Origin of the sequence: Cupriavidus sp. DL-D2, assembly GCF_039710735.1 — a bacterium.
GTDB lineage: Bacteria > Pseudomonadota > Gammaproteobacteria > Burkholderiales > Burkholderiaceae > Cupriavidus.
The window spans coordinates 25,585-46,493 of record NZ_JBDKXK010000049.1 but is presented as its reverse complement, the minus strand read 5'-3'; the positions used below and the strand labels follow the sequence as shown (position 1 = coordinate 46,493).

The 20,909-nt window shown below is 65.5% G+C and carries 18 protein-coding genes; 8 read left to right on the top strand and 10 right to left on the bottom strand.

Going from position 1 to position 20,909, the window contains the following annotated elements:
• The first annotated feature begins 264 nt into the window (after positions 1-264).
• Positions 265-585 (top strand): PAAR domain-containing protein, encoded by a 321-nt coding sequence (locus ABDB81_RS22010; RefSeq protein ID WP_137926319.1) that lies wholly within the window; start codon positions 265-267, stop codon positions 583-585.
• 36 nt (positions 586-621) lie between these two features.
• Here ABDB81_RS22010 and ABDB81_RS22005 read toward each other — a convergent pair whose 3' ends face one another.
• The 7 genes from ABDB81_RS22005 to ABDB81_RS21975 form a co-directional block, all read right to left on the bottom strand.
• Positions 622-2,031 carry an ATP-binding cassette domain-containing protein gene (locus tag ABDB81_RS22005; RefSeq protein WP_346813584.1) on the bottom strand — a complete coding sequence of 470 codons (1,410 nt, stop codon included), beginning with the start codon at positions 2,029-2,031 and terminating at the stop codon, positions 622-624.
• Positions 2,028-2,834, bottom strand: coding sequence for an ABC transporter permease (locus tag ABDB81_RS22000; protein WP_137926320.1), 807 nt, complete (start codon positions 2,832-2,834; stop codon positions 2,028-2,030). Before ABDB81_RS22000 ends, ABDB81_RS22005 begins: the two co-directional genes overlap by 4 nt.
• A complete protein-coding gene (locus tag ABDB81_RS21995) occupies positions 2,831-3,853 on the bottom strand; it encodes an ABC transporter permease (RefSeq protein ID WP_346813583.1) in 1,023 nt (340 codons plus the stop codon). Before ABDB81_RS21995 ends, ABDB81_RS22000 begins: the two co-directional genes overlap by 4 nt.
• A gap of 8 nt (positions 3,854-3,861) precedes the next feature.
• Positions 3,862-5,454: an ABC transporter substrate-binding protein gene (locus ABDB81_RS21990; protein WP_346813582.1), complete on the bottom strand. Its 1,593-nt coding sequence runs from the start codon at positions 5,452-5,454 to the stop codon at positions 3,862-3,864.
• A 2-nt stretch (positions 5,455-5,456) separates the two neighbouring features.
• A complete protein-coding gene (locus ABDB81_RS21985) occupies positions 5,457-7,529 on the bottom strand; it encodes a TonB-dependent siderophore receptor (protein WP_346813581.1) in 2,073 nt (690 codons plus the stop codon).
• 112 nt (positions 7,530-7,641) lie between these two features.
• On the bottom strand, positions 7,642-8,460 hold the full coding sequence (locus ABDB81_RS21980) for an IclR family transcriptional regulator (protein ID WP_137926322.1): 819 nt from the start codon (positions 8,458-8,460) through the stop codon (positions 7,642-7,644).
• 47 nt (positions 8,461-8,507) lie between these two features.
• The gene (locus tag ABDB81_RS21975) at positions 8,508-9,638 is read right to left on the bottom strand and encodes an FAD-dependent monooxygenase (RefSeq protein ID WP_346813580.1); all 1,131 of its coding nucleotides are present in this window, start codon (positions 9,636-9,638) and stop codon (positions 8,508-8,510) included.
• A 312-nt stretch (positions 9,639-9,950) separates the two neighbouring features.
• Here ABDB81_RS21975 and ABDB81_RS21970 point away from each other — a divergent pair, with 312 nt between their 5' ends.
• The 6 genes from ABDB81_RS21970 (at position 9,951) to ABDB81_RS21945 (ending at position 16,181) form a co-directional block, all read left to right on the top strand.
• Positions 9,951-10,538: a hypothetical protein gene (locus tag ABDB81_RS21970; RefSeq protein WP_137926324.1), complete on the top strand. Its 588-nt coding sequence runs from the start codon at positions 9,951-9,953 to the stop codon at positions 10,536-10,538.
• A gap of 85 nt (positions 10,539-10,623) precedes the next feature.
• Positions 10,624-10,827: a CsbD family protein gene (locus ABDB81_RS21965; RefSeq protein WP_137926325.1), complete on the top strand. Its 204-nt coding sequence runs from the start codon at positions 10,624-10,626 to the stop codon at positions 10,825-10,827.
• Positions 10,828-11,171: 344 nt separating this feature from the next.
• Complete coding sequence (locus ABDB81_RS21960; RefSeq protein ID WP_137926326.1) at positions 11,172-12,209, top strand: VirK/YbjX family protein; 1,038 nt, start codon at positions 11,172-11,174, stop codon at positions 12,207-12,209.
• Between the two features lie 107 nt (positions 12,210-12,316).
• The gene (locus ABDB81_RS21955) at positions 12,317-13,066 is read left to right on the top strand and encodes a GntR family transcriptional regulator (protein ID WP_137926354.1); all 750 of its coding nucleotides are present in this window, start codon (positions 12,317-12,319) and stop codon (positions 13,064-13,066) included.
• 44 nt (positions 13,067-13,110) lie between these two features.
• The gene (locus ABDB81_RS21950) at positions 13,111-14,655 is read left to right on the top strand and encodes an acetolactate synthase large subunit (protein WP_346813606.1); all 1,545 of its coding nucleotides are present in this window, start codon (positions 13,111-13,113) and stop codon (positions 14,653-14,655) included.
• A gap of 110 nt (positions 14,656-14,765) precedes the next feature.
• Complete coding sequence (locus tag ABDB81_RS21945) at positions 14,766-16,181, top strand: DUF1996 domain-containing protein (protein WP_346813579.1); 1,416 nt, start codon at positions 14,766-14,768, stop codon at positions 16,179-16,181.
• 15 nt (positions 16,182-16,196) lie between these two features.
• On the opposite strand, the gene ABDB81_RS21940 is transcribed toward ABDB81_RS21945, so the two are convergent.
• Genes ABDB81_RS21940 through ABDB81_RS21930 form a run of 3 tightly spaced genes read right to left on the bottom strand, consistent with a single transcriptional unit; the run spans position 16,197 to position 19,640 of the window.
• Positions 16,197-17,057, bottom strand: coding sequence for a MaoC family dehydratase N-terminal domain-containing protein (locus tag ABDB81_RS21940; protein ID WP_346813578.1), 861 nt, complete (start codon positions 17,055-17,057; stop codon positions 16,197-16,199).
• A 4-nt stretch (positions 17,058-17,061) separates the two neighbouring features.
• A complete protein-coding gene (locus ABDB81_RS21935; RefSeq protein ID WP_160474132.1) occupies positions 17,062-18,438 on the bottom strand; it encodes an MmgE/PrpD family protein in 1,377 nt (458 codons plus the stop codon).
• Between the two features lie 32 nt (positions 18,439-18,470).
• The gene (locus tag ABDB81_RS21930) at positions 18,471-19,640 is read right to left on the bottom strand and encodes an acyl-CoA dehydrogenase family protein (RefSeq protein WP_137926330.1); all 1,170 of its coding nucleotides are present in this window, start codon (positions 19,638-19,640) and stop codon (positions 18,471-18,473) included.
• A gap of 276 nt (positions 19,641-19,916) precedes the next feature.
• On the opposite strand from ABDB81_RS21930, the gene ABDB81_RS21925 reads away from it, so the two are divergent.
• Positions 19,917-20,906: a tripartite tricarboxylate transporter substrate-binding protein gene (locus tag ABDB81_RS21925; RefSeq protein WP_202126855.1), complete on the top strand. Its 990-nt coding sequence runs from the start codon at positions 19,917-19,919 to the stop codon at positions 20,904-20,906.
• The last annotated feature ends 3 nt before the right edge of the window (positions 20,907-20,909 follow it).

Below are 20,909 nucleotides of genomic sequence, written 5' to 3'. Positions count from 1 at the left end.
ATCCTCGTTTTGTATCGATCGGTATGAAACCATGGGCGGAATTATAGATCGATCGCTACAAAACGCAATGTCCCTGTTGGGAGAGGGGGTCATGCGCGCGCAATTTCATGCCGCGCAGGGGGTGGAAATAGCCGTTCTTTTAAATGTGGCGTGACGTATTTGAAACCTGCGACAAAGGTAGTACCGTGCCACGCGCAATGAGAGTTCGCCGCCACGCAATGGGCGTGGCCGCGCTGTTAGCCACGTGATGCATGGGAGCCGGAGATGGTTGCAAGCAAGAACGGAGGGAAGCAGATTGTCAGGCGTTATGGAATTCGAAGAGGCGACCGTACCACTGCGGGTGGCGTGGTCGAAGGGGGCACCGCTGGCGCAGAGCTCGGTGGCAGGTTGCAGGCATTCGAGCACGATCCGGTCTGGTGTCCTCGTTGCAAGTCGATGGGACGAATCGTCTGCACCGGACCACGCATTCCGGCGAAAGGACCCGATGGCCGGGAAGCGGCGCTGAGTGAGGACTGGTGCGTTTGCGGCTGCGAACGGACCCCGCTTCTGGTGGCCTCGCAGTTCGACGCTTACGTCGAAGTCTGAGCCGGTGGCCACTTAGGCGGGCCACCGGTTCCTTGATTACCCCAATCCAAACACGAGCTGGCGCTCCGCCACGGCATTGCCCAAGGCACGATCATGCGTCACCAGCATCAACGCGCAGCCGCGCTCGGTGGTGACATCCACAATCAGGTCGATGACCTCTTTCTGCGTGACCGGATCGAGGCGCGAGGTGGGTTCGTCCGCGAACAGGAAGACGGGGTCGAGCAGCAGGGCGCGTAGCAGTGCGAAGCGCTGCAATTCTCCACCCGACACCGCGCCCGGCAGCCGCGTCAGCAAGACGGGCCGCAGCCGCAGGCGCTGCATCAGCGGTGCGATGCGGGCCGGGTCCACGCGGTGGCGTCGGCACAGGTCGTCGAGCGCGTGTCCCAGTGTGCGGCGTGGGGCGAAGGCGGCGGTGGGGTCCTGGTACAGCTTCTGATAGCGCACGCGCGCCACGTTCCCGGGTTGGTTCACGTGGCCCGCATCGGCCTGGATGAGTCCCAGCAGGATGTTCCCGAGCGTGGACTTGCCGCTGCCGCTTGGGCCGGTCACGGCCACACGCTCGCCAGCGTGCAGCGAGAGATCCAACTGGCGAAACAGGTTCTGCGCGCCGAACCGCTTGGCCAGCCCCGTGGCGCGAATCACCTCGTCGCCAGTGGCTGCCGCAGGCTTGCGCGGCCAGTTCAGGGGATCTGCGGCGATCAGCGTGCGCGTGTAGTCGTGCTGGGGTTGCGCCAGCAATGTATCGGCGCTGGCCTGCTCCACGATGGTGCCGTCCCGCATGACGGCCACCTCGCCGCCCAGCGCGCGAGCCACGGCGATATCGTGCGTGATGGTGAGCACGGCGCAGCCCTGGCGCATGGCGTCCTGCAACTGGGTGACGATGGCGTCGCGCCAGTGGGGATCGAGTCCCTTGGTCGGTTCATCCACGATCAGCACCGGCGCGCTGCCTGCGCGCGTGATGGCCAGTGCCACGCGCTGCGCCATGCCGCCAGAGAGCGTCGATGGCCACGCGTTGGCGGCGTGGGAGAGGCCCAGCGCGCCAAGATCCTTCAGGGTGTATTGCCAAGCCTCGGTGCGTGGCTTGCCGCCGACGAGCGCATGCGTCTCGGACAGTTGATGGCCGACACGCATCGTGGGATCGAGCGCCAGCGAGGGCTCCTGCGGCAGCAGGGCCAGCGCGCGGCCCCAGTGTTGCCGGCGCGCGCGGACATCGCCAGCATCGGAGGATTCGCGCCCCACCACGATGCGTCCGGCGGCACGCAGTCCGCGTGGCAGCGTGCCGAGGATGGCTTGTGCAAGCAGGCTCTTTCCCGCGCCGCTCTCGCCGAGCAGGGTCAGTGCGCGGCCGGGCAACAGCGAAAACGAGACGGGGCCGACCAGGCGACCGTCGACGCTGGAGATGTCGAGCTGGTCGACACGGAGAAGGGGCAGGGTGTCGGGCATCATGCGTGGCGCCTTTGCATGGCATCGCTCAATAGCACCAGTGCCAGCGTCGCGAGGGTCAGGACGACGATCGGGCTGGCGATGATCCACGGGGCTTCGGCGGCATAGGGCAGCAGTTCGGTCATCATCAATCCCAGTTCGGCCGCGGGCGGCTGTGCGCCTAGCCCAACGAAACCCATCGCCGCCAGGGCGAGCACTGCCGCGCTGGCGCCGAAGCTCATCAGCGTGGCCAGCAGCGGAAGCAATTCGGGCAATACGTGGCGCCAGAGCACATAGCCGGGGCCGAAGCCAAGCAATCGCGCCGCCTCCACATGACCGCTCGCGAACACGACGCTGGCCGTGGCCTGCGTGACGCGGAAATACTCGACCCACAGCACCAGCGACAGGCCAACATAGAGCGGCCAGAATGCGCCGGGCGCAAAGGCGCTGAGCAACAGCACCAGCAGCAGGCCGGGCAGCGCGAGCACCGAATCGGCCACCGTGCCGATCAGCCGTGCGGTCCAGCCGCCGCGCCATGCGGCGAGCAGGCCGAGCAGCGTGCCCGGAATCGCGGCGGTCAGTACGCTGATCAAGGCAAGGCCGAGCGACAACCGCGTGGCATCGGCCAGCCGTGCCAGCATGCTGCGGCCCAGGTGATCGGTGCCGAGGGGTTCGTGCAGCCCCGGCGCCTGCAGCACGCCGTACAGATCCTGTTCGAACGGGGCGCGCCCGGCCATCCACGGGCCCGCGAGTGCAAACAGCGCGATCAGCAGGAGCAGCGCGAGTCCCAGACCCTGGCGATCGAACTGAAAAAATCGACGATTCATCGACGTCCCCTTGCCAGCCGCACGCGCGGATCGATCCACGCGCAGGCGAGGTCCACCAGCGTGTTCAGTGCCACGAACATCAATCCCATGACCAGTGCGGTGCCCTGGATCATCGGTACGTCGCGTCCGAAGATCGCGTGTACCAGTGCGTGGCCGATGCCGGGCCACGCGAATAGCGTTTCAATCACGACTACACCTTCGACGAGATAGACGAGCTGGACGCCGAGATACGCCACCAGCGGAATGGCCGCGTTGCGCACGCCGTGCCGCAGCAGCGCTTGTCCATCTGTCAGACCCTTGACCCGCGCAAACGCAAAGTAGGGCGCTTCCGCCACCGACGCCATGGCGTTGCGTGCCACGCGCATTGACGTGGCGGCCAACCCAAGGCCCAGCGTCAGCGCTGGCATCAGCAGCGCGCCGTGTACATGGTGCCCCCCGGCCGGCATCAGGTTCCATTCGATGGCGAGCACCGTCACCAGCACGATGCCGAGCACGAACGGCGGCATGGCGCGTAGCAGGACCGACGCCACCAGCGTGCCGCGATCGAGTGCACCGCCGGCCCGCAGCCCTGCGGCGAAACCCAGCGGCACGGCAATCGCGCATGACACGGCAAGCGCCGCCACGGCGAGCCGCAGCGTGTGGCCGAGTTGATGGACGATCTCGTCGATGACGGGCGCACCCGTGACGGACGACAGGCCGAGGTCGAACTGCAGCAGGTGGTGCCACCAACGTAGCAATGCATCGGTCCACGGCAGGGCAAGGCCGAGTTCGGCGCGAACGGCTTCCGCGGCAGCGGCGCTGACCATGTCGAAGCCATAGCGCGCGGCGGCCACGCGAAACGCGGTATCGCCGGGCAGCATCCGCATCATCAGGAAGCTCAGCGTGCCAACCAGCGCCGCCACGACCAGCGCCTGCAGGCCGCGTTGCAGCAGGATGCGGCCCACGAGGCTGGTCGTGCGCCAGCGCAGCGGCGTGTGCTGGACGGGAGATGCCACCAGCGGCAAGGATGGTTCGTTCATGGATTCGCTCATGAATGCCAGTGCATTTGTGTCAGCCGGTAGCTGCGTTCGAACGGATCGATCGAGACGCCACCGAGCCTGGGCGAGGCCGCCAGGGTTTGGCGATACCAGACCACGGGGATCAGCGGCAGGTCGCGCTGCAGCGTGGCGGCGATCTGGCGACGCAGCCGGCCGCGCAGTTGGCCACCGTCCGCGTCAGCGGGAGTGGATGGCAGTGCGGCCAGCGCGCGGGTCACAGCCGGATCGGCCCAGCCCATCGCGCCCCAGTCACCTCCCTTGTTCCCGTTCGGCGGAAAGTCTTGCGAAACGGTGCCGAATGCATCGGGCACCACGCCGTAGTTGCGCGACATCAGGCCGATGTCGAGCGAGCCGTCGCGATGCGCGAACGGGATATCGCCCGAGTTGCCAACGGCCACGCGCATCGCGATACCCACCTGCCGGAACTGCTCCTGAAGTGCCGTGGCGATGACGGGCAACTCGGGTCGATCCGGGAAGGTGCGCAGCGTGATCGCGAAGCGTGCATCGCCGCGACGCAGGATGCCATCGGCGCCCGGTTGCCAGCCCGACTGGGCGAGCAGGGCGCGCGCGGTGGCGCGGTCGAAGTGCAGCGGCGGCAGTGCATCGTCATGCCAGCCTGTCAGCGACGGCGGAAACAGTTGCGTGGCCGCCAGCGCCGGATCACGGAGGATGGCCGTGGCAATGCCGCGCCGGTCGATGGCGAGCGACAACGCGCGGCGCACTGCGACATCGGCAAGAAACGGATGGCCGGCGTTGACCTTGAGCGCCGTCGTGCGCGGAATGGTCACTGCGTGCAGGCGCACGTTGGGACTCGTCGCCAGCCGCGCGATGCTGCCGGGGTCAAGCCCGTAGGCAAGTTCCGCCTGTCCGCCCTCGGCCATCAGCGCGCGCATCTCGGCGCGGCCCACGGACAGGTACGAGGCGCGCCGTATTGCCGGGGCCATGCCGCGCCAGCCATCGAACGCGGCAATCGAAAAACGCTGTGGCGGCTCGAGATCGACGATGCGATAGGGACCGGAGCCGATGATCGCGCGTACATTGCCATCGGGAGCGAACGAGGCGGGCGCCAGCACCTGCGCGCTGCTGTGCGAGAGCAGGGCGAGCAGCGGTGTGAAGGGGCGCGTCAGTACGATGCGGATGCCGTCGGGCTCCGCACCGATGTCTGCGATCGGCGCCACGCGCAGCATCCCCGCCGCATGGCGAGCGCGTTCGAGTGCCGCCACCACATGCGCGGGACGCACCGGTGTGCCATCGTGAAAGCGCGCGCCGGGCTGCAGCGTGAAGCGCCATGTCAGTTGATCGGCCGATAGCTGCCATCGCGCGGCGAGGGCGGGCGTTGGCAGTCCATCCGCATCGAAATCGACAAGTGTCTCCGTAACCTGCATGCGCGAGAACAGGTAACCGTTGCGCAACGGATCGAGCGAGGACAATTCCCATGGGCCGATCACGCGCACGGCGCGCTCGCCGGTTTCCGTCGATGCGGGTGCGGAAGTGTGTGCCATCAGCGGCAGCGCAGGCGCTGCAGCGGCTGCCCCGGCAGCCAGCAGCAACCGGCGCCGTTGTGAAGAGAGAACCTTTGCCACGGTCAATAGCTCAGTTGCAGGCCGAGCCGCACCGTGCGTCCGGCGCCCGGCATGATCCAGACATTGCTGGCGGCGCTGGCGTAGTAGGTGCGGTCGAACAGGTTGTCGACGTTGAGCGCCACGCGCACGGTCTTGCTGTATTGCCAGTAGGCAAAGGCGTCCGCCAGCGTGTAGGCGGGCAGCGAGAAGCTGTCCTGCGCGTCGCCGCCGCGCGTGCCCACGTAGCGCACCCCGGCGCCCAGGCCATAGCGCTGGCCGATGGGCGCCTGGTCCTCGAAGATCGCCATCAGGCTGCCGCTGGTGCGCGGTACGTTGGCCAGCGGCGTGCCGGCGGCCAGCCGGGTGTCCTGTGTGACTTCGGCATCGGTGTAAGCGAAGTTGCCGGTCACGCGCCAGTGGGTGCCGATGCGGCCAGCCACGTCGAGTTCCACGCCCCGGCTGCGCGCTTCGCCGGCTGCGCGCAGGAACGAGGGGTTCGACGGATCGGTGGTCAGCACATTGCGCTTGCGGATCTCGAACACGGCCAGCGTGGCAGTGGTGCGATGGTCCGGGCTTTCGTACTTGGCACCGGCTTCCACGGCGCGGCCATGCTCGGGCGAGAACGCATTGGCATTGGCATCGCTGCCCGGGTTCGGACGGAACGACTTGCCTGCGTTGGCGAACAACGAAACCGTCGGCGTGGCGAGGTAGGTCACACCCAGCCGTGGCGAGACGGCAGTCTGGTGCTGGCTGGTGCTGGCGCCGGAGAGTCGATTGTCGAGCGACTGGTTGTAGATGTCGAAGCGCGCGCCGGCCAGCACGCGCCAGCGCTCGCCCAGCCGCAACTGGTCTTGCGCATAGAGGCCGACGTTGGTCTGGCGCTCGTAGGTATTGGTGTTGGGCAGCAGCGTGGGCGGGGTCTGTCCGTAGACCGGATCGTAGATGTCGATGGCGTACGGCGCAGCGGCGGTGGGGTTGCGGCGCAGCATGACTTGCGACACGCCGAAGCGGTAGGTATCCACGCCCAGCAGCACCTCGTGGCCGATGGCGCCCGTGTTGAACTTGCCCGCGATATCGGCCTGCAGGGAGACATCGTCGGACTGGAAGTCGCGATAGCGCCGCTGGCGGGTCAGCGTGCGGCCATCGGCCTGCAGCGCGGTCGCTTCAGTGGAGTAGCCTTCGAGCGAACCGCCGCGATAGGCCACGGCGACGCGGCCCTTCCACGTATCGGAGAAATCATGCTCGACGGAGAGTTGGTGCGACTGGCTGTCGAGGCGGATGTCGCCATCGTTCGGCTCGCCCAGGAAGCGCGAGCGCGGCACGGCGCCGAGCCGGCCGTTCACGGCCACCACGCCCCGGTCCAGCGGCACGGTATAGCGCTGGATCTCGCCCGCATACTGGATCACCGTATTGGCGCCGAGCGCCCAGGTGAACGAGGGCGCCAGCAGGAAGCGGCGACTGTTCACGAAATCGCGCGTGCTGCCTTCGTGGTCGGCCACGGCAACCAGGCGGCCCGCCACGTTGTCGGAGAGGGCGCCCGTGACATCTGCCGAGACCCGGTACTTGTCGCGCGTGCCAACCTCGAAGCCATACGTTTGTGACGGCTTGAATTGCGGTTGCTTGGTGACGACATTGATCACGCCACCGGGGTCGCCGCTGCCGTAGACCGACGAGGCTGGCCCTTTGAGCACTTCCACGCGCTCGATGGTGGCGGTGTCGCGCGGCGCGGTAAAACCGCGATTGGCCGCGAAGCCGTTGACCAGGTATCCCGCGCCGGTGTTCTCGTTGCCGGTGAAACCACGGATCGAGAAGTTGTCCCAGAGTCCGCCGTAGTTACCTTGACGCGCCACGCCGCTCACGTAGTCAAAGGTGTCATCGAGTCGCGTGGCCGCGATGTCGTCGATCAGTGCGCGCGATACGACCTGTACCGAGAGCGGCACTTCGCGCAATGGCGTCTCGGTGCGCGTGGCGCCCGTGGCATAGGGGGCTGGCGCATGGCCGCGCACGGAAACTTCAGGGAGGGTCTGGTCGTCGGCGGCGTTGGCAAAAGCGGTGGCGGCAAACAGGAAAGCAGGCGTGAAACGGCGTCCGGACATGAATGGGGGCGAGCGGAAATAGGGCGGGCTTATTGCAACAGGGTTGCATTATAGCGAGCCTTCCGCGCCACACCATTACATTTTTGCGACAAGCTGTCCGCGCCCTGCCGCACTACCCCATCAACGCCGACAAATCCTTCGCCGCAGCCTTTACCTCTTTCTCGGCCCGCTCGCGCAGCGCGCCATCGGCTTCGAACCGTTGCTGCGGCCCCGCCACGCTGATCGCGGCGATGATGTTGCCTTGTGCGTCACGCACTGGCGCCGCGCAGGAGTCGATGCCCGGCTCGAAGGCCGAGAAACTCCACGCGCAGCCGCGTTCGTGGTCGGCGGCCAGGATTTCGGCAAGGCGCCGATGGGTGCCCGCGCTCTGCCCCGTGACGGTGGGCAGGGGATCGGGACCAAGGCGCTCGCGCAGTTCTTCCGGCGACAGATGGGCGATCAGCATGCGCCCCGGCGTGGTCAGATGGGCTGGCACGCGGCTGCCTACCTGGATATTGCTGACGAGCCCGGTGTTGGGCATCTCGCGCAGTAGATAAAGAACGTGGCCGCCATCGGGTACGGCGAGGTAGGCCGATAGCTGCAGCGATTCGCTTAGTCGCGCGAGGATGCGCCGTGCAAACGACGTGAGGTCGTTGGCCGCCAGCGCGCGTGACGCGAGCTTCAGGAAAGAAAAACCCACGGTATGCCCGCCCTGCGGCAGCCGCTCGACCATGCCCTCGTGTTCGAGCGTGGCGAGCAGCCGCATCACCGTGACGCGGTTCACGTCGATGCGCCGGCCCACTTCGCTGAGGTTGGCCGTGGAGCCGCCCTCGGCGATAAAGCGCAGCAGGCGCATGCCCCGGATGACGGGGGATACCAACTGCGGGTTTGCGCCATCGTCGGCGTCCGGATCGGCAACGTCAGGTTCGGGCAGCGGCTTGGGCTTCGGCATTCGCAAACGGGCAGTCAGGGGAGTTCACTCAGGAGGGACCTGGACGCTTACTGAAGCGGCGCGGTCCAGGCGTTGTAATCGTACACCCAGTCGGCATTGCCGCCGGCCTTGAGCCACTCGTTGCCGCGCGAGCCAATCTGGATGCGGCTGGTGCGTTCGTGGCGCGCGGCCTGATAGCGGGCCAGTGCGGCAGGTACGGTGTCCGTGGTGGCTTCGGCCAGGCAGCGCGCCAGCACCACGCCATCCTCGATGGCCATGCCCGCGCCCTGTGCCATGAACGGCATCATCGGGTGGCAGGCGTCGCCCATCAGCGCGATATGGCCGGACGACCACGACGGCAGCGGATCGCGCACGTACAGCGCGGAGATCAGCACGTCGTCGCAGGCATCGAGCAAGGCGCGTGCATCGGGATGAAATCCGGCATAGGCGGCGCGCAGGTCTTCGACGCGGCCCGGCGTGGTCCACGACTCGTTGCGCCAGCTATCTTGTGCCACGGTGGCGAAGACGAAGATCTCACGGCCTCGGTTCAGCGGAAAGGTCACGATCTGGCTGGTGGATTCCGGCCCCCACCACTTCGTGAACGCGCCGATGTTCGGCACGCCGGCCAGCTTCTCGGCGGGCACCACGGCGCGGTAGGCCACTACGCCAGTGAAGATGGGATGCTCGTCGCCGAGCAGCGCGCGGCGCACCACCGAGTGGATGCCATCGGCCCCGATCAGCACGTCAACGTCCTGCTGGCTGCCATCGGCAAACGTGAGCGTGGCGCCTTGATCTCGTGCCGTGATCGCGGTGGCCTTGTGGCCGAGCTTCACGTTGGCCGCTGGCACGGCAGCTTCCAGCGCAGACATCAGGTCACCCCGGTGCATGGTCAGTTGCGGTGCGCCGTAGCGGCGCTCGGCCTCGTCGGACATCGGCAGGCGCGAGGTTTCCTCGCCGGAATCCCAGGTGCGGCTGATGCGATGCGTGGGCCTTGCAGCGGTGTCGCGGAGCGCCTCGCCAATGCCAAGCCCATCGAGGGCGCGCACGGCGTTGGGTGTCAGGTTGATGTCGGCGCCAACCCGCGCAAAGCGCGCCGCCTGCTCGAACACCACTACATCCATGCCGAGGCGGCGCATGGCGATGGCCGCAGCCAACCCGCCGATGCCGGCACCGTTGATACCAATCTTTCCTGAAAACATGGGGCGCTCCTCTTTCCGACTCGATTTATGTATGTTCAAAAATGAACGATAAGTTCATAAAAAGAATATCCATGGCGAGAGGCTTTCGTCAAGCGGAGGGGGCGCCGCATCGTCGTTTCCGGGCAGGGTTGCGAGAGGCCATGTGCGTCCAAATGCTGTTGTGGGAATTGTCTTACGGATGTTTCAGCAGCGGTCTTCTGCTTCGGGCGGGCGGCAAAACATACATTGCAGTTACAGCACGGCCACGCAGCATGACCCCTCCAGGAAAGCGATGCGTGGCCCAGAACATCCACTCTGAAAAAGGAGCACGACATGATTGCAAAGACGTTTGCCAAGAAGTGGCTGACCGCCGCGGTGTGTTCGATGATGGTGGCCGCACCGGCCGGCTTTGCCTACGCCCAGGCCGGGTCAAAGGCTGATTACGACGCAGCGGTCAAGCAGGCCGACGCCGACTACAAGGCTGCGGGTTCGCGCTGCGATGCCCAGTCCGGCAATGCCAAGGACATCTGCAAGGCCGAAGCCAAGCGCGACCGCGACGTAGCCAAGGCCAATGCCGAGGCCAAGCGAGACGGCACGGACAAGGCCCACGCCAAGGCGATGAAGACCAAGGCCGATCGTGACTACGACGTGTCCAAGGAAATGTGCGACGACAAGAAGGGCAACGACAAGGACGTTTGCGTGAAGGAAGCCAAGGCTTCGCACGAACGCGCCCTGGGCGCGGCCAAGGTCGAGAAGGCCGCCGCGACGGGTACGAGCACTGACGTGGCGGAAACGCGCGCCGATGCCCGCAAGGACACCGTTGATGCCGCCTACAAGGCCGACAAGGAAAAGTGCGATGCCATGTCCGGCGATGCCAAGGACAAGTGCCAGGCCAACGTGAAGGCCAAGTACGCCAAGTAATCCGCTTCATCGGTCGACATACGTCGACTCCCGAGCAACCTGCGGCCGCCCGGAGCGGCCGCGCTACTCAAACAAGGAGCCGCATATGAACTGGGATCAGATCGAGGGCAAGTGGGACCAGGCCAAGGGCAAGGTCAAGGAAAAGTGGGGCAAGCTGACCGACGACGACATCACCGTCATCAACGGCAAGCGTGACCAACTGGCTGGGCGTATCCAGGAGCGTTACGGATACACCAAGGAGCAGGTCGAGGATGAAATGAAGGCGTGGGAGCGCGATACGCGCTGGTAACCTGCACCGGTGGTAAACCCGATCACGCCAGCGTGACTGGCGTGTGAACCCCGCGCAAAAAAAGCGGCAAGGCTTCGGCTTTGCCGCTTTCTTTGTCTGCCCGCATTCACGCCGGACATCTTGCCCAAGTCTTTTTGTGGAAACCTGATTTCTACGTCAACGCAGGAATATTTCAGTACGTTACGGAATATTACGAGCCGGACCTGCACCCCACGAACTCAAAAACCGACAGGCTGGCCGCCCGCCCTGCGCATGTCCGCAGCGGCGTCAAAGGACATCAGGGTTGAAGCTGCGCGCACGGCACCGCAACGTACGGACCGGCGCGCCAGAAGGGGAGCGTTGTCGTGGAAGGACCTGTTTCGCGTGTGCAGGGGCTGTTCAAGGCCCAGGCGGAGAATCACCTGTTTGCGTCGCCGGGCCGGTATTTGCGGTATCTCGGCACCATGTTGGCCGTATCGGCCGCGTGTTATCCGGCAGGCAGCCGGAAGTGGATGTCGCGCCGGCTGAAGTGGCTGGCGATGTCGGCCATGCGCTCGAGTGCCGCGCAGCCGTGGCTGCGTGCCGTGGCTTCGTGCGCGCTGCTGCAGCGCGTGGTGGCGGCTCGCCCGTTGCTGCTCGAAAAACCCTACCGTCCACTGGGCGCGCTGGGGTTGGGTTTCGGGGAGCGCGCGCGGCTGGTGCAGGAGCACTACGCTGTCATGCATGCCGCATTGCCCGTGGAGACTTGCGAGCGCATTTGTCTGCGGGGCGGTGTGGAGTGGCCGTTTGCGGATGGCCGCTACACGCTGCGGCTTGCCGATGCCGGCCCGAATCCGAAGGAAGGCGAGCTGGCCTTCTACTGGATCGACAACGAGACCGGCGCCAGCCTCACGCAACTGAGCTTCTTCCTGCGCTTCGGGGCGATGGGCCCCGACGTCTTCGTCGGCGGACTGCAGGGACCGAAGAGCGAAGCCAGCCGTGAGTGGATTCGTGCTTCCACCAAGGCTTGCGAGGGTTTGCGTCCCAAGGATGTGGTGATGGAGGGCCTGCTGGCGCTGGCCGGCCATATCGGCGCGCGGCGCATCGTGGCGGTCTCGCGGGCCAACCATGTTGGCCGCCAGCGCAACACGCCACGCGAGATCCAGTGCGACTATGAAGCATTCTGGAGCGAATACCACAGCGTACCGACCCATGACGGCAATCTTGAACTGCCCGTCAGCCAGCCCGTGCGCGATATCGCGGAGATTGCCTCGAAGAAGCGCTCGGCCTGGCGTCGCAAGCAGGCCGTTGCGGAATCAGTGCGCGGCGCCGTGGCGGCGGGTTTGTGTTGCGAGCCGACGGCTGCGCCTGCAGTGCCGGCGTCGGAGAGTCCCGCCTTCCCATCGGCACTGGCCATGGCCTGAAGCCAGAACATTGCGTAAACCCTAGTAGTCTAGTCACCTAGACTTTTAATACAGTCCGGTATCGACCTGCCGTGCGTGATGTCACACGCACGGCTTTTCCTTTCCCGATGCCGGACACCGCCGACCTTCTCTCACGCAGCCGCGAGCCTGTCTACTTGCAGCTCGCGACCATCTTCCGACGCCAGATCGAAAGCGGGGCCTGGCGCCCCGGCGAGCAGATTCCGTCGCTCGAAGCGCTGTGCCGCCAGTACGGCGTGGCGCGCATGACCATGCACCACGCGATTTCGCAGCTCGATGCCGAAGGGCTCGTGGCGCGCTCGCGTGGCCGGGGCACGTTCGTGAAGACTGCCGGGCGCGCGCGCCGCCAGATGGCACTGCCCGTCAGTTGGGACCAGGCCGTGGCCGTGGGCGACCAGCTCTCTACCGAGGCCATGGTCGAATCCACTGCCGATGTGGCGCTGCCCGACGATCTCGGCATGCCCTGCGATGGCCGGCGCGCCGATGCCTATCACTTCCTGAAGCGCGCACATCGGCTCGATGGCCGCCCGTTTGCCGTGGGCGAGGTCTACATCGCGGCGGACGTCTTTGCGCGCGAGCCGGAAGCGTTCCGGCAGGGTGCCTCGGTGCCGGTGCTCGATCGCTTTCCCGAACTCCAGGTCAACGCGGCCCGGCAGCGCATGTCGATCGTGCCGGCCGGTGCAGCGTCGGCCGCCGCGCTGGAACTGGCCGTGGGTGCGCCCGTGGCCGAGTTGCGCCGCTTTGCGTGCGTGGACGATGTGATCGTCTACTACGCACGCATCGAATTTCCTACCGAGTATGTCTGTCTGGATTTCGACTTGCTCGCCCCCCATTCCTGACAACCGCAACCTGAACGGAACCCGAGATGGAGACACAAGAATCGATGAATGGCGCGGAAAGCCTGGTCAAGACGCTGCTCGCCAGCGGCGTGGATACCTGCTTCGCCAACCCCGGCACCAGCGAAATGCACTTCGTGGCGGCACTCGACCGCATTCCCGGCATGCGCTGCGTGCTCGGCCTGTTCGAAGGTGTGGTGACCGGTGCGGCCGATGGTTATGCGCGCATGGCCGAGAAGCCCGCAGCCACGCTGCTGCACTGCGGACCCGGCCTGGCCAACGGCCTGGCCAACCTGCATAACGCGCGCCGTGCGCAGACGCCCATCGTCAACATCATTGGCGATCAGGCTACGTATCACCGTCCGTTCGATGCGCCGCTCACTGCCGATACCGAAGGCTGGGCCCGTCCGGTCTCGGTCTGGACGCGCACTGCCACGCACGCCGCGTCGGTGGGCGCCGATGCCGCCGTGGCCGTGCAGGCCGCGATGGGCGCGCCGGGTGGCGTGGCCAGTTTGATCCTGCCATCGGACGTGTGCTGGGATGAAGGTGGAAAGGTGGCCGCGCCGCTGCCCGCGCTGCCGGTGCCGAAGGTATCGCCCGATGCCGTGCAGAACGCCGCGCGCATTTTGCGTAGCGGTCAGCCCGCGCTGATCGTGCTGGCTGGCAGTGCATTGCGCGAAGGCGTGCTGGCCGATGCGCATCGCATTGCCGCTGCCACCGATGCACGTCTCATCACGCCGATGTCGAACTCGCGCGTCACGCGCGGGCAGGGTCGTCTGGCGATCGATCGCATTCCGTACTCGGGCGATGCGGCGCGCCAGAAACTCGCTGGTATCCGCAACGTGATCCTGGTGGGCGCCACCACGCCGGTGACGTTCTTCGCCTATCCGGGCAAGTCGCCGCGTCCGTTCCCGGAAGATGCAAACATCCATGTGCTGGCGCGTCCCGAGGAGGATCTCGGCGAGGCCGTGGCGCGGCTGGCCGATGAACTGGGCGCACGCAGCGCAACGCTGCCATCGGCCGCGCCTGCGGCTCGCGTGGAAGCGGCACGTGGCGCCATCACCTCGGAAGCCGTCGCGCAATCGCTGACCGCGCTGCTGCCCGAACAAGCCGTAGTCGTGGAAGAGAGCGTGAGCTTCGGCCGCGCGTTCTATCCGGGCACCGTACACGCCGCACCGCATGACTGGCTGCAACTGACGGGCGGGGCGATTGGCGCGGGCCTGCCGCTGGCGACGGGCGCAGCCATCGCGGCACCGGATCGTCGCGTGGTGGCGTTGCAGGCCGATGGTTCGGGCATGTACACGCTGCAGTCGCTGTGGACCATGGCGCGCGAGAAGCTCGACGTGACCATCGTGCTGCTGGCTAACCGCAAGTACGCGATCCTCTTGGGCGAACTGGCTGGCGTGGGTGCCAATCCCGGCAAGACCGCGCTCGATATGCTCGACATCGGCAATCCGGACCTGGACTGGGTCAAGATGGCCAACGGCATGGGCGTGGAAGCGGCGCGCGCCGATACCATGGATGCATTCAACGACCTGTTCGCTTCCGCCAACCAGCGCAAGGGTCCGTTCCTGATCGAACTGGTGATCTGATGCCGTGATCCACGGCGGGCGGCGCGATGGAACACGATGTTCCATTGTGCCGCGCCCGGCCCCGCCACAGCATGGTCCCGCGTGATAGTCACGCCAAGAGAGGGACCATCATGATCAAGATGTGGATCTGTATCCTGGGCGCTTCGCTGAGCCTGCCGGGTTGTACCCAGACGAAGCCGAAGCCACCAGGAGTTACCCAGGCCGCAGGCAGCTACGCCATCGTATGCCTGTACTCGCACCGGCTGCCGGACGACCCTATCGTCATGCCGGCCCGTCCCGGCGTCGCCATGCAGCATGACTTCTTCGGCAACACGACGACGAACGCCTACACCACGGCGGAGGTCCTGCAAAAAGTGCCGGGCACCACGTGCGAGAACGCGGCCGATGGCACGGCCTACTGGGCGCCTTCGCTGCGCTTGCCCGATGGCACGGTGGTTCCGCCGGTCTACCAGAAGACCTACTACACCAATCAGGCTGTGCCATCGCCGAATCATTTCCCGGTGCAACCGTATCCGCAAGGCATCAAGCTGATGGTGGGCGACCATCATGGCACCACGCCGAATTCGCGCATCTCGTTCCTCTGCACCGGGGGCAACTACACGAACTCGATTCCCACCAACTGCAAGCCCGACCCCACCAACGGTACGCAACTCAATATCGGCATGCACTTCCCGACATGCTGGGATGGCAAGACCCTGTCACCCACGATGGGCACCTACGACAATGCGGTGGCACCCGACAGTGCGGGGAATTGTCCGGCTGGATATCCGGTGCGTCTGCCCGATGCGAACATGAACATCGCCTACAACCTCGGGCAGATCACGGACCTGACCAATGTGCAGTTGTCGCTTGATCCTCAACTCGATTCGGCGGGCAATGTCGTGAAGCAGTTGTGGGGATCGCTCTACACCGCGCACGGAGATTTCTTCATGGGATGGCGTCCGGATGCGGCGAGTTTCATGGCGGAGTTCTGCCTGAACAAGGGCATCAGTTGCAACCATCTGATGGCGTACTCGTATCTCAAGATTGCCGAGGATGCCACCGTGCGCGCCGCCGATACGACCAACTATGGGACCAATGCGGCCCTGTACGCGCAGCAGACGTCGGGAAGCACGCCGGAATCGCGCAGCTATCTCAAGGTCGGTATTCCGAAAGGCGCGCAAACGCTGCCGCCTGATTTCAAACCGGCCTACATGCTGATGATGTTTGGAGGAAACATGACCGATACCACCACGCAGACGTTCACCGTCTATCGCGTGGCAACGGACTGGAGCGAGACCACGATCAATGGCGCCAACGCGCCAACCTGCAGCGGCACCAGTGTCACCAGCAACCTGAACAATACACAGGCATACCGTGCGTTCGACGTGAGCAAGCTGGTCAACGAGGCGCTTTCGCAGGGCGCGGAACACATCGCGTTCTGCATTCGCGGCCCCGCTGGCCAGCAGCAGATCAAGTTCAGCAGCAAGGAGGGCGGCAACGGTGGCGTGTTGTTCATCAATGCCGTCAACAAGCTGCCCTACTGAAAAGATGGTTCGCGCCTAGCGTTCGACTTCGGCCCAGGCGGTCATGGCCTGCCCGCCGGCATCGTCGCCAGTCCATAGCTGCACACGACCGGCGGTTTCGGGATCATCCCGGCCGCCGACTGTCACGGTGTCCTGATGGAACAGTGGCGCCAGGCCACGGAAGCCGAAACGCTTCACCTGTGCCTCGGGACGCTCCGCACGCAGCAGTTCAAGCGTCAGCATGGCCTGCAACGGGCCATGCACGATCAGGCCCGGATAGCCTTCCACGTCGCGCACATAGTCGAGGTCATAGTGGATGCGATGGGCGTTGAATGTCAGCGCCGAGAAGCGGAACAGCATCACCGGATCGGCCTGCAGTGCGCGGCCAAATTGCGCATCCTGCGCCAGACGCGGACGCGGCGGTTGCGGCTGGCCGACCTCGGGCATCGCACGATAGACGATGTCATGGCGCTCCTTCAATGCCACGTCGCCATCCACGCTCAGTACATGATCCACGGTGACGAACCACAACTCGCCCGTGCGCCCGGACTTGTGCTGGACATCGGTGATCGTCGAGGTCTTGGTCACCGTGTCGCCCACGCGCAGGCCGCGATGGAACGACAGTTCGCCACCGGCCCACATGCGGCGCGGCAGCGGCACGGGCGGCATGAAACCGCCCAGCGTGGGATGTCCGTCGCTGCCCAGCGTGTGCTGCGGGGCGCGCGGCAGGAAATAGAGCCAGTGCCAGAGCGGCGGCAGCGGCTGGCTGGCGATGGCATCGCCATCGAGATCGAACGTGGCGGCCAGCGCCAGCACGGGCTCCAGCGCCAGTGTTTCGGTGCGCGATTCCGAACGGCCGATCCATTCGCGCAAGTGTTCGAGCGTGGTCACGGGCAAGTCCTCAGCGTGCGGCAGGCAGCCAGTTGTTGACGTTCGGCGCGCGGTCCAGATCCCAGACGCGCGCGATGATCGTGCGCATCTCGGCCTCGGTGGCGCCGTGGCGGAATGCGCCAAGCTGGATGGCCTTGGCTTCGAGTTCCGGGCGCGACAGCGTGTTGTCGGGGTCTCCCTTCGGCACATCGACACGTGCGCCCAGCGTGCGGCCATCGGTGGTGCGCACCGTGACGCGCCCAATCCACTGGCGCGGATATGCAGCGTTGATTTCGTCGTCGAGTTCCATCGTCACTTTCTCGCGGAAGGCGGCGATGCGTGCATCGTGCAGCGCATGGTCCTCGAATTCTCCGAGCCCGGCATGCGCATGGACGGCCACGAGGCCAAGCACCGTACCCATCGAGAACTTGGCCTGATGGATGGTCGATGGATTGACCACGGGGCCCAGCACGTCGATGGCGCCCTGGTGAACGTGCGTGGTCACCGCTTCGATCTGTTCGGCGCGCAGGTTCTCGCGCAGCATCAGTGCCTTGAGCGCATCGGCAGCGGGGTGCGTGTGGCGGCACGATGCGAAGAACTTGAACGAGGTTTCTGCGGTGGCCCAGCGCGTACCGAGTCCATCGGTCAGTGCAGCAGGGTTGGCATCGCTCGACATGCCAGCGGCCATGCCCTGCGGACCTTCGAGAATCTGCTTCGCGCCTGTGAAACCAGCACGTGCGAGCCAGGCCGACTGCAGGCCATCGGCAGCGGCCTTGGCCGTGTGCAGTTGCTTGGAGTCGGCGGCATCGCGCAGGAATTCCCACAGGCCGGAAGCCTGCGTGCCGGCCGAGCCGAGCGCCTGGTTGATGCCTTCGGCGTCGAGTCCGAACAGTTTGGCCACGGCGGCGGCGGCGGCCAGCGTGCCGACCGTGCCGGTGGTGTGGAAGATGCGATAGTGCGAGCGTCCCATGAACTCGCCGATGCGGATGCCCGCCTCATAGCCGGCGATGGATGCGAGCAGAACGTCCGCACCAGTCTTGCCTTCGGCTTGCGCGGCGGCCATCACCGCCGGGAATACCACGGCGGCGGGATGCAGCACCGAGCCGTTGTGCACGTCGTCCTGTTCCACCACGTGCGACGATGCCCCGTTGATCAACGCGGCGAAGTAGGGCGAGGTGCGGCGGCGGTCCACCAGCACTTCGGCGTCACCGGTGCCGGGGCCCATGGCTGCGGCGAATTCCTGAATGCGGCGCACGGCGGGTGCGTCCTTGCCAGCGATGGCCGATGCCATCCAGTCGAGGAACAGGTCCTTGGTGCGTTCCACTACCGGCGCGGGCACATCGGCGAGTTTCAGGTCCGCGAGGAACGCGCAGAGTTGCCGGGTGGGATACGTGTTGTCGTTGGGCATGAGCGAGTGTGCGTAGGTGCGAATGTCTCGGGTCAGAACGAACGCGGCAGTTCGAGCACGTGCTCGGCCACATAAGACAGGATCAGGTTGGTGGAGATCGGTGCCACTTGATACAGGCGCGTCTCCCGGAACTTGCGCTCGATGTCGTATTCGGAGGCGAAGCCGAAGCCGCCATGCGTCTGCAGGCAGACGTTCGCGGCTTCCCACGAGGCATCGGCGGCCAGCAGCTTGGCCATATTGGCTTCCTTGCCGCAGGCTTTGCCGGCGTCGAACAGTTGCGCAGCCTTGTAGCGCATCAGGCTGGCGGCTTCCACGTTGACGAACGAACGTGCGATCGGGAACTGCACGCCCTGGTTCTGGCCAATGGGACGATCGAACACGATACGTTCGCGTGCATAGCCGCTGGCACGTTCCACGAACCAGTAGCCATCGCCAATGCATTCGGCGGCAATCAGGATGCGCTCGGCGTTCAGGCCGTCGAGGATGTACTTGAGCCCCTTGCCTTCCTCGCCGATCAAGTTCGCGGCGGGAATTTCGAGGTTGTCGAAGAACAGTTCGTTGGTCTCGTGATTGACCATGTTGCGGATCGGCTGGACCGTGAGGCCGTTGCCGATGGCTTCGCGCAGATCCACCACGAACACCGATAGCCCTTCCGATTTCTTCTTCACCTGGTCAAGCGGCGTGGTGCGCGCCAGCAACAACATCAGGTCCGAGTGCTGCACGCGCGAGATCCACACCTTCTGGCCGTTGATCACGTACTTGTCGCCTTTGCGCACGGCGGTGGTCTTGAGCTTGGTGGTGTCGGTGCCGGTGGTCGGCTCGGTCACGGCCATCGACTGCATGCGCAGTTCGCCGGAAGCGATGCCGGGCAGCCAGCGTTGTTTCTGCACGTCGGAGCCATGGCGCAGCAGGCAGCCCATGACGTACATCTGGCCGTGGCAGGCGCCGGAGTTGCCGCCGTTACGGTTGATCTCTTCCATGATCACCGAGGCCGCGGTCAGCGGCAGCCCGGAACCTCCGAATTCCTCGGGAATCAGCGCGGAGAGCCAGCCGGCGTGCGTCAGCGCCTGCACGAATTCTTCGGGGAAGTCGCTCTTTTCCTCGATGCGCTGCCAGTAGGCGGAGTCGAATCCCTGGCAGAGATCGCGAACGGCTTCGCGGATTTCCGGGTAAATCTGGTCTTGGTCCTGTGCAGCATGCATGGCAATGTCCGTGTCGGGGCTGATCGATGAGGGCCATTATTCCCGAGGCCATCGCGCCGAAACATTCGCATTTGCCGAAGCACGGCTTTTGTCGGGGCTTAGGTTGGCGAGTAGCGGCACCTCTGCGGGCTAGGGTTATCCCGTGGCTTTTCTGCCGCCGTGTCCAGCCTTCTGCAAATCCGAATTGTGGGGCGGGACGAATGGCCGCAGGCTGCACATCGACCGATGCCCGCATCGAGACCACACAACATAAACAGATTCGACAGGAGACTACCGATGAACCCATTGCCGCAGCAGGCGCGCTTGCTTGCCCTGTTCGCCGTGACTGCATTCGCGTCCGCCCACGCGCTGGCTGCGGACCCATACCCGTCGCGCCCGATCGCGATGGTGGTGCCCTTTGCCGCAGGCGGTCCCACCGATGTCGTCGCGCGTTCGGTGGCGGCGGCGATGTCGAAATCGCTCGGGCAGAGCGTGGTGGTGGAGAACCGGCTGGGCGCAGGCGGCACCATCTCGGCGGCGTTCGTCGCCAAGGCCGCACCGGATGGGTACACCATCCTGATTCACCACAACGGCATGGCCACGGCACCGGCGCTGTACTCGAAGCTGTCCTACAAGCCGCTGACCGACTTCACGTTCGTGGGGCAGGTGGCCGATGTGCCGATGACCCTGCTGGGTCGCCACGATCTGCCAGCCAACACGCTGCCGGAGCTCGTCAGCTACATCCAGAAGAACCAGAACAAGGTGAACCTGGCGAATGCGGGCCTTGGTGCGGTGTCGCAACTGTGCGGCATGTTGTTCCAGAAAGCCATCGGCGTGGAACTGCAGACGATTCCGTATCAAGGCACCGCGCCTGCGATGACCGCGCTGCTCGGCGGACAGGTGGACGTGCTGTGCGACCAGACCACGCAGACGCTGCCGCATATCAAGAGCGAGAAGGTGAAGCTCTATGGCGTGACCACGGCGGAACGGATTCCGGCGCTGCCCAACACGCCCACGCTGCGCGAAGGCGGCCTGAAAGGCTTCGAGGTGAAAGTGTGGCACGGCATTTACGCGCCCAAGGGCACGCCGCCCGCCGTGATCGAGAAGCTGAACGGCGCACTGCGTGCCGCGCTAAAGGACCCCAACGTGACCGCGCGGATGAAGGACCTCGGTGCGGTCATCGTGCCGGAAGACAAGCAGACGCCGGAAGGGTTGCGCACGTGGCTGGCTTCGGAGATCGACAAGTGGTCGCCGATCATCAAGGAGGCCGGCGTCAAGGCGGACTAAGTC

Bases quoted from the DNA above. Each gene is read 5' to 3' on its own strand.
- ABDB81_RS21925 (WP_202126855.1), top strand. From the start codon at position 19,917: ATGAACCCATTGCCGCAGCAGGCGCGCTTGCTTGCCCTGTTCGCCGTG.
- ABDB81_RS21980 (WP_137926322.1), bottom strand. From the start codon at position 8,460: ATGCCGAAGCCCAAGCCGCTGCCCGAACCTGACGTTGCCGATCCGGAC.
- ABDB81_RS21965 (WP_137926325.1), top strand. From the start codon at position 10,624: ATGAACTGGGATCAGATCGAGGGCAAGTGGGACCAGGCCAAGGGCAAG.
- ABDB81_RS21970 (WP_137926324.1), top strand. From the start codon at position 9,951: ATGATTGCAAAGACGTTTGCCAAGAAGTGGCTGACCGCCGCGGTGTGT.
- ABDB81_RS21985 (WP_346813581.1), bottom strand. From the start codon at position 7,529: ATGTCCGGACGCCGTTTCACGCCTGCTTTCCTGTTTGCCGCCACCGCT.
- ABDB81_RS21995 (WP_346813583.1), bottom strand. From the start codon at position 3,853: ATGAACGAACCATCCTTGCCGCTGGTGGCATCTCCCGTCCAGCACACG.
- ABDB81_RS21935 (WP_160474132.1), bottom strand. From the start codon at position 18,438: ATGCCCAACGACAACACGTATCCCACCCGGCAACTCTGCGCGTTCCTC.
- ABDB81_RS21930 (WP_137926330.1), bottom strand. From the start codon at position 19,640: ATGCATGCTGCACAGGACCAAGACCAGATTTACCCGGAAATCCGCGAA.
- ABDB81_RS21945 (WP_346813579.1), top strand. From the start codon at position 14,766: ATGATCAAGATGTGGATCTGTATCCTGGGCGCTTCGCTGAGCCTGCCG.
- ABDB81_RS21955 (WP_137926354.1), top strand. From the start codon at position 12,317: ATGCCGGACACCGCCGACCTTCTCTCACGCAGCCGCGAGCCTGTCTAC.
- ABDB81_RS22005 (WP_346813584.1), bottom strand. From the start codon at position 2,031: ATGATGCCCGACACCCTGCCCCTTCTCCGTGTCGACCAGCTCGACATC.
- ABDB81_RS21950 (WP_346813606.1), top strand. From the start codon at position 13,111: ATGAATGGCGCGGAAAGCCTGGTCAAGACGCTGCTCGCCAGCGGCGTG.
- ABDB81_RS21975 (WP_346813580.1), bottom strand. From the start codon at position 9,638: ATGTTTTCAGGAAAGATTGGTATCAACGGTGCCGGCATCGGCGGGTTG.
- ABDB81_RS22000 (WP_137926320.1), bottom strand. From the start codon at position 2,834: ATGAATCGTCGATTTTTTCAGTTCGATCGCCAGGGTCTGGGACTCGCG.
- ABDB81_RS22010 (WP_137926319.1), top strand. From the start codon at position 265: ATGGTTGCAAGCAAGAACGGAGGGAAGCAGATTGTCAGGCGTTATGGA.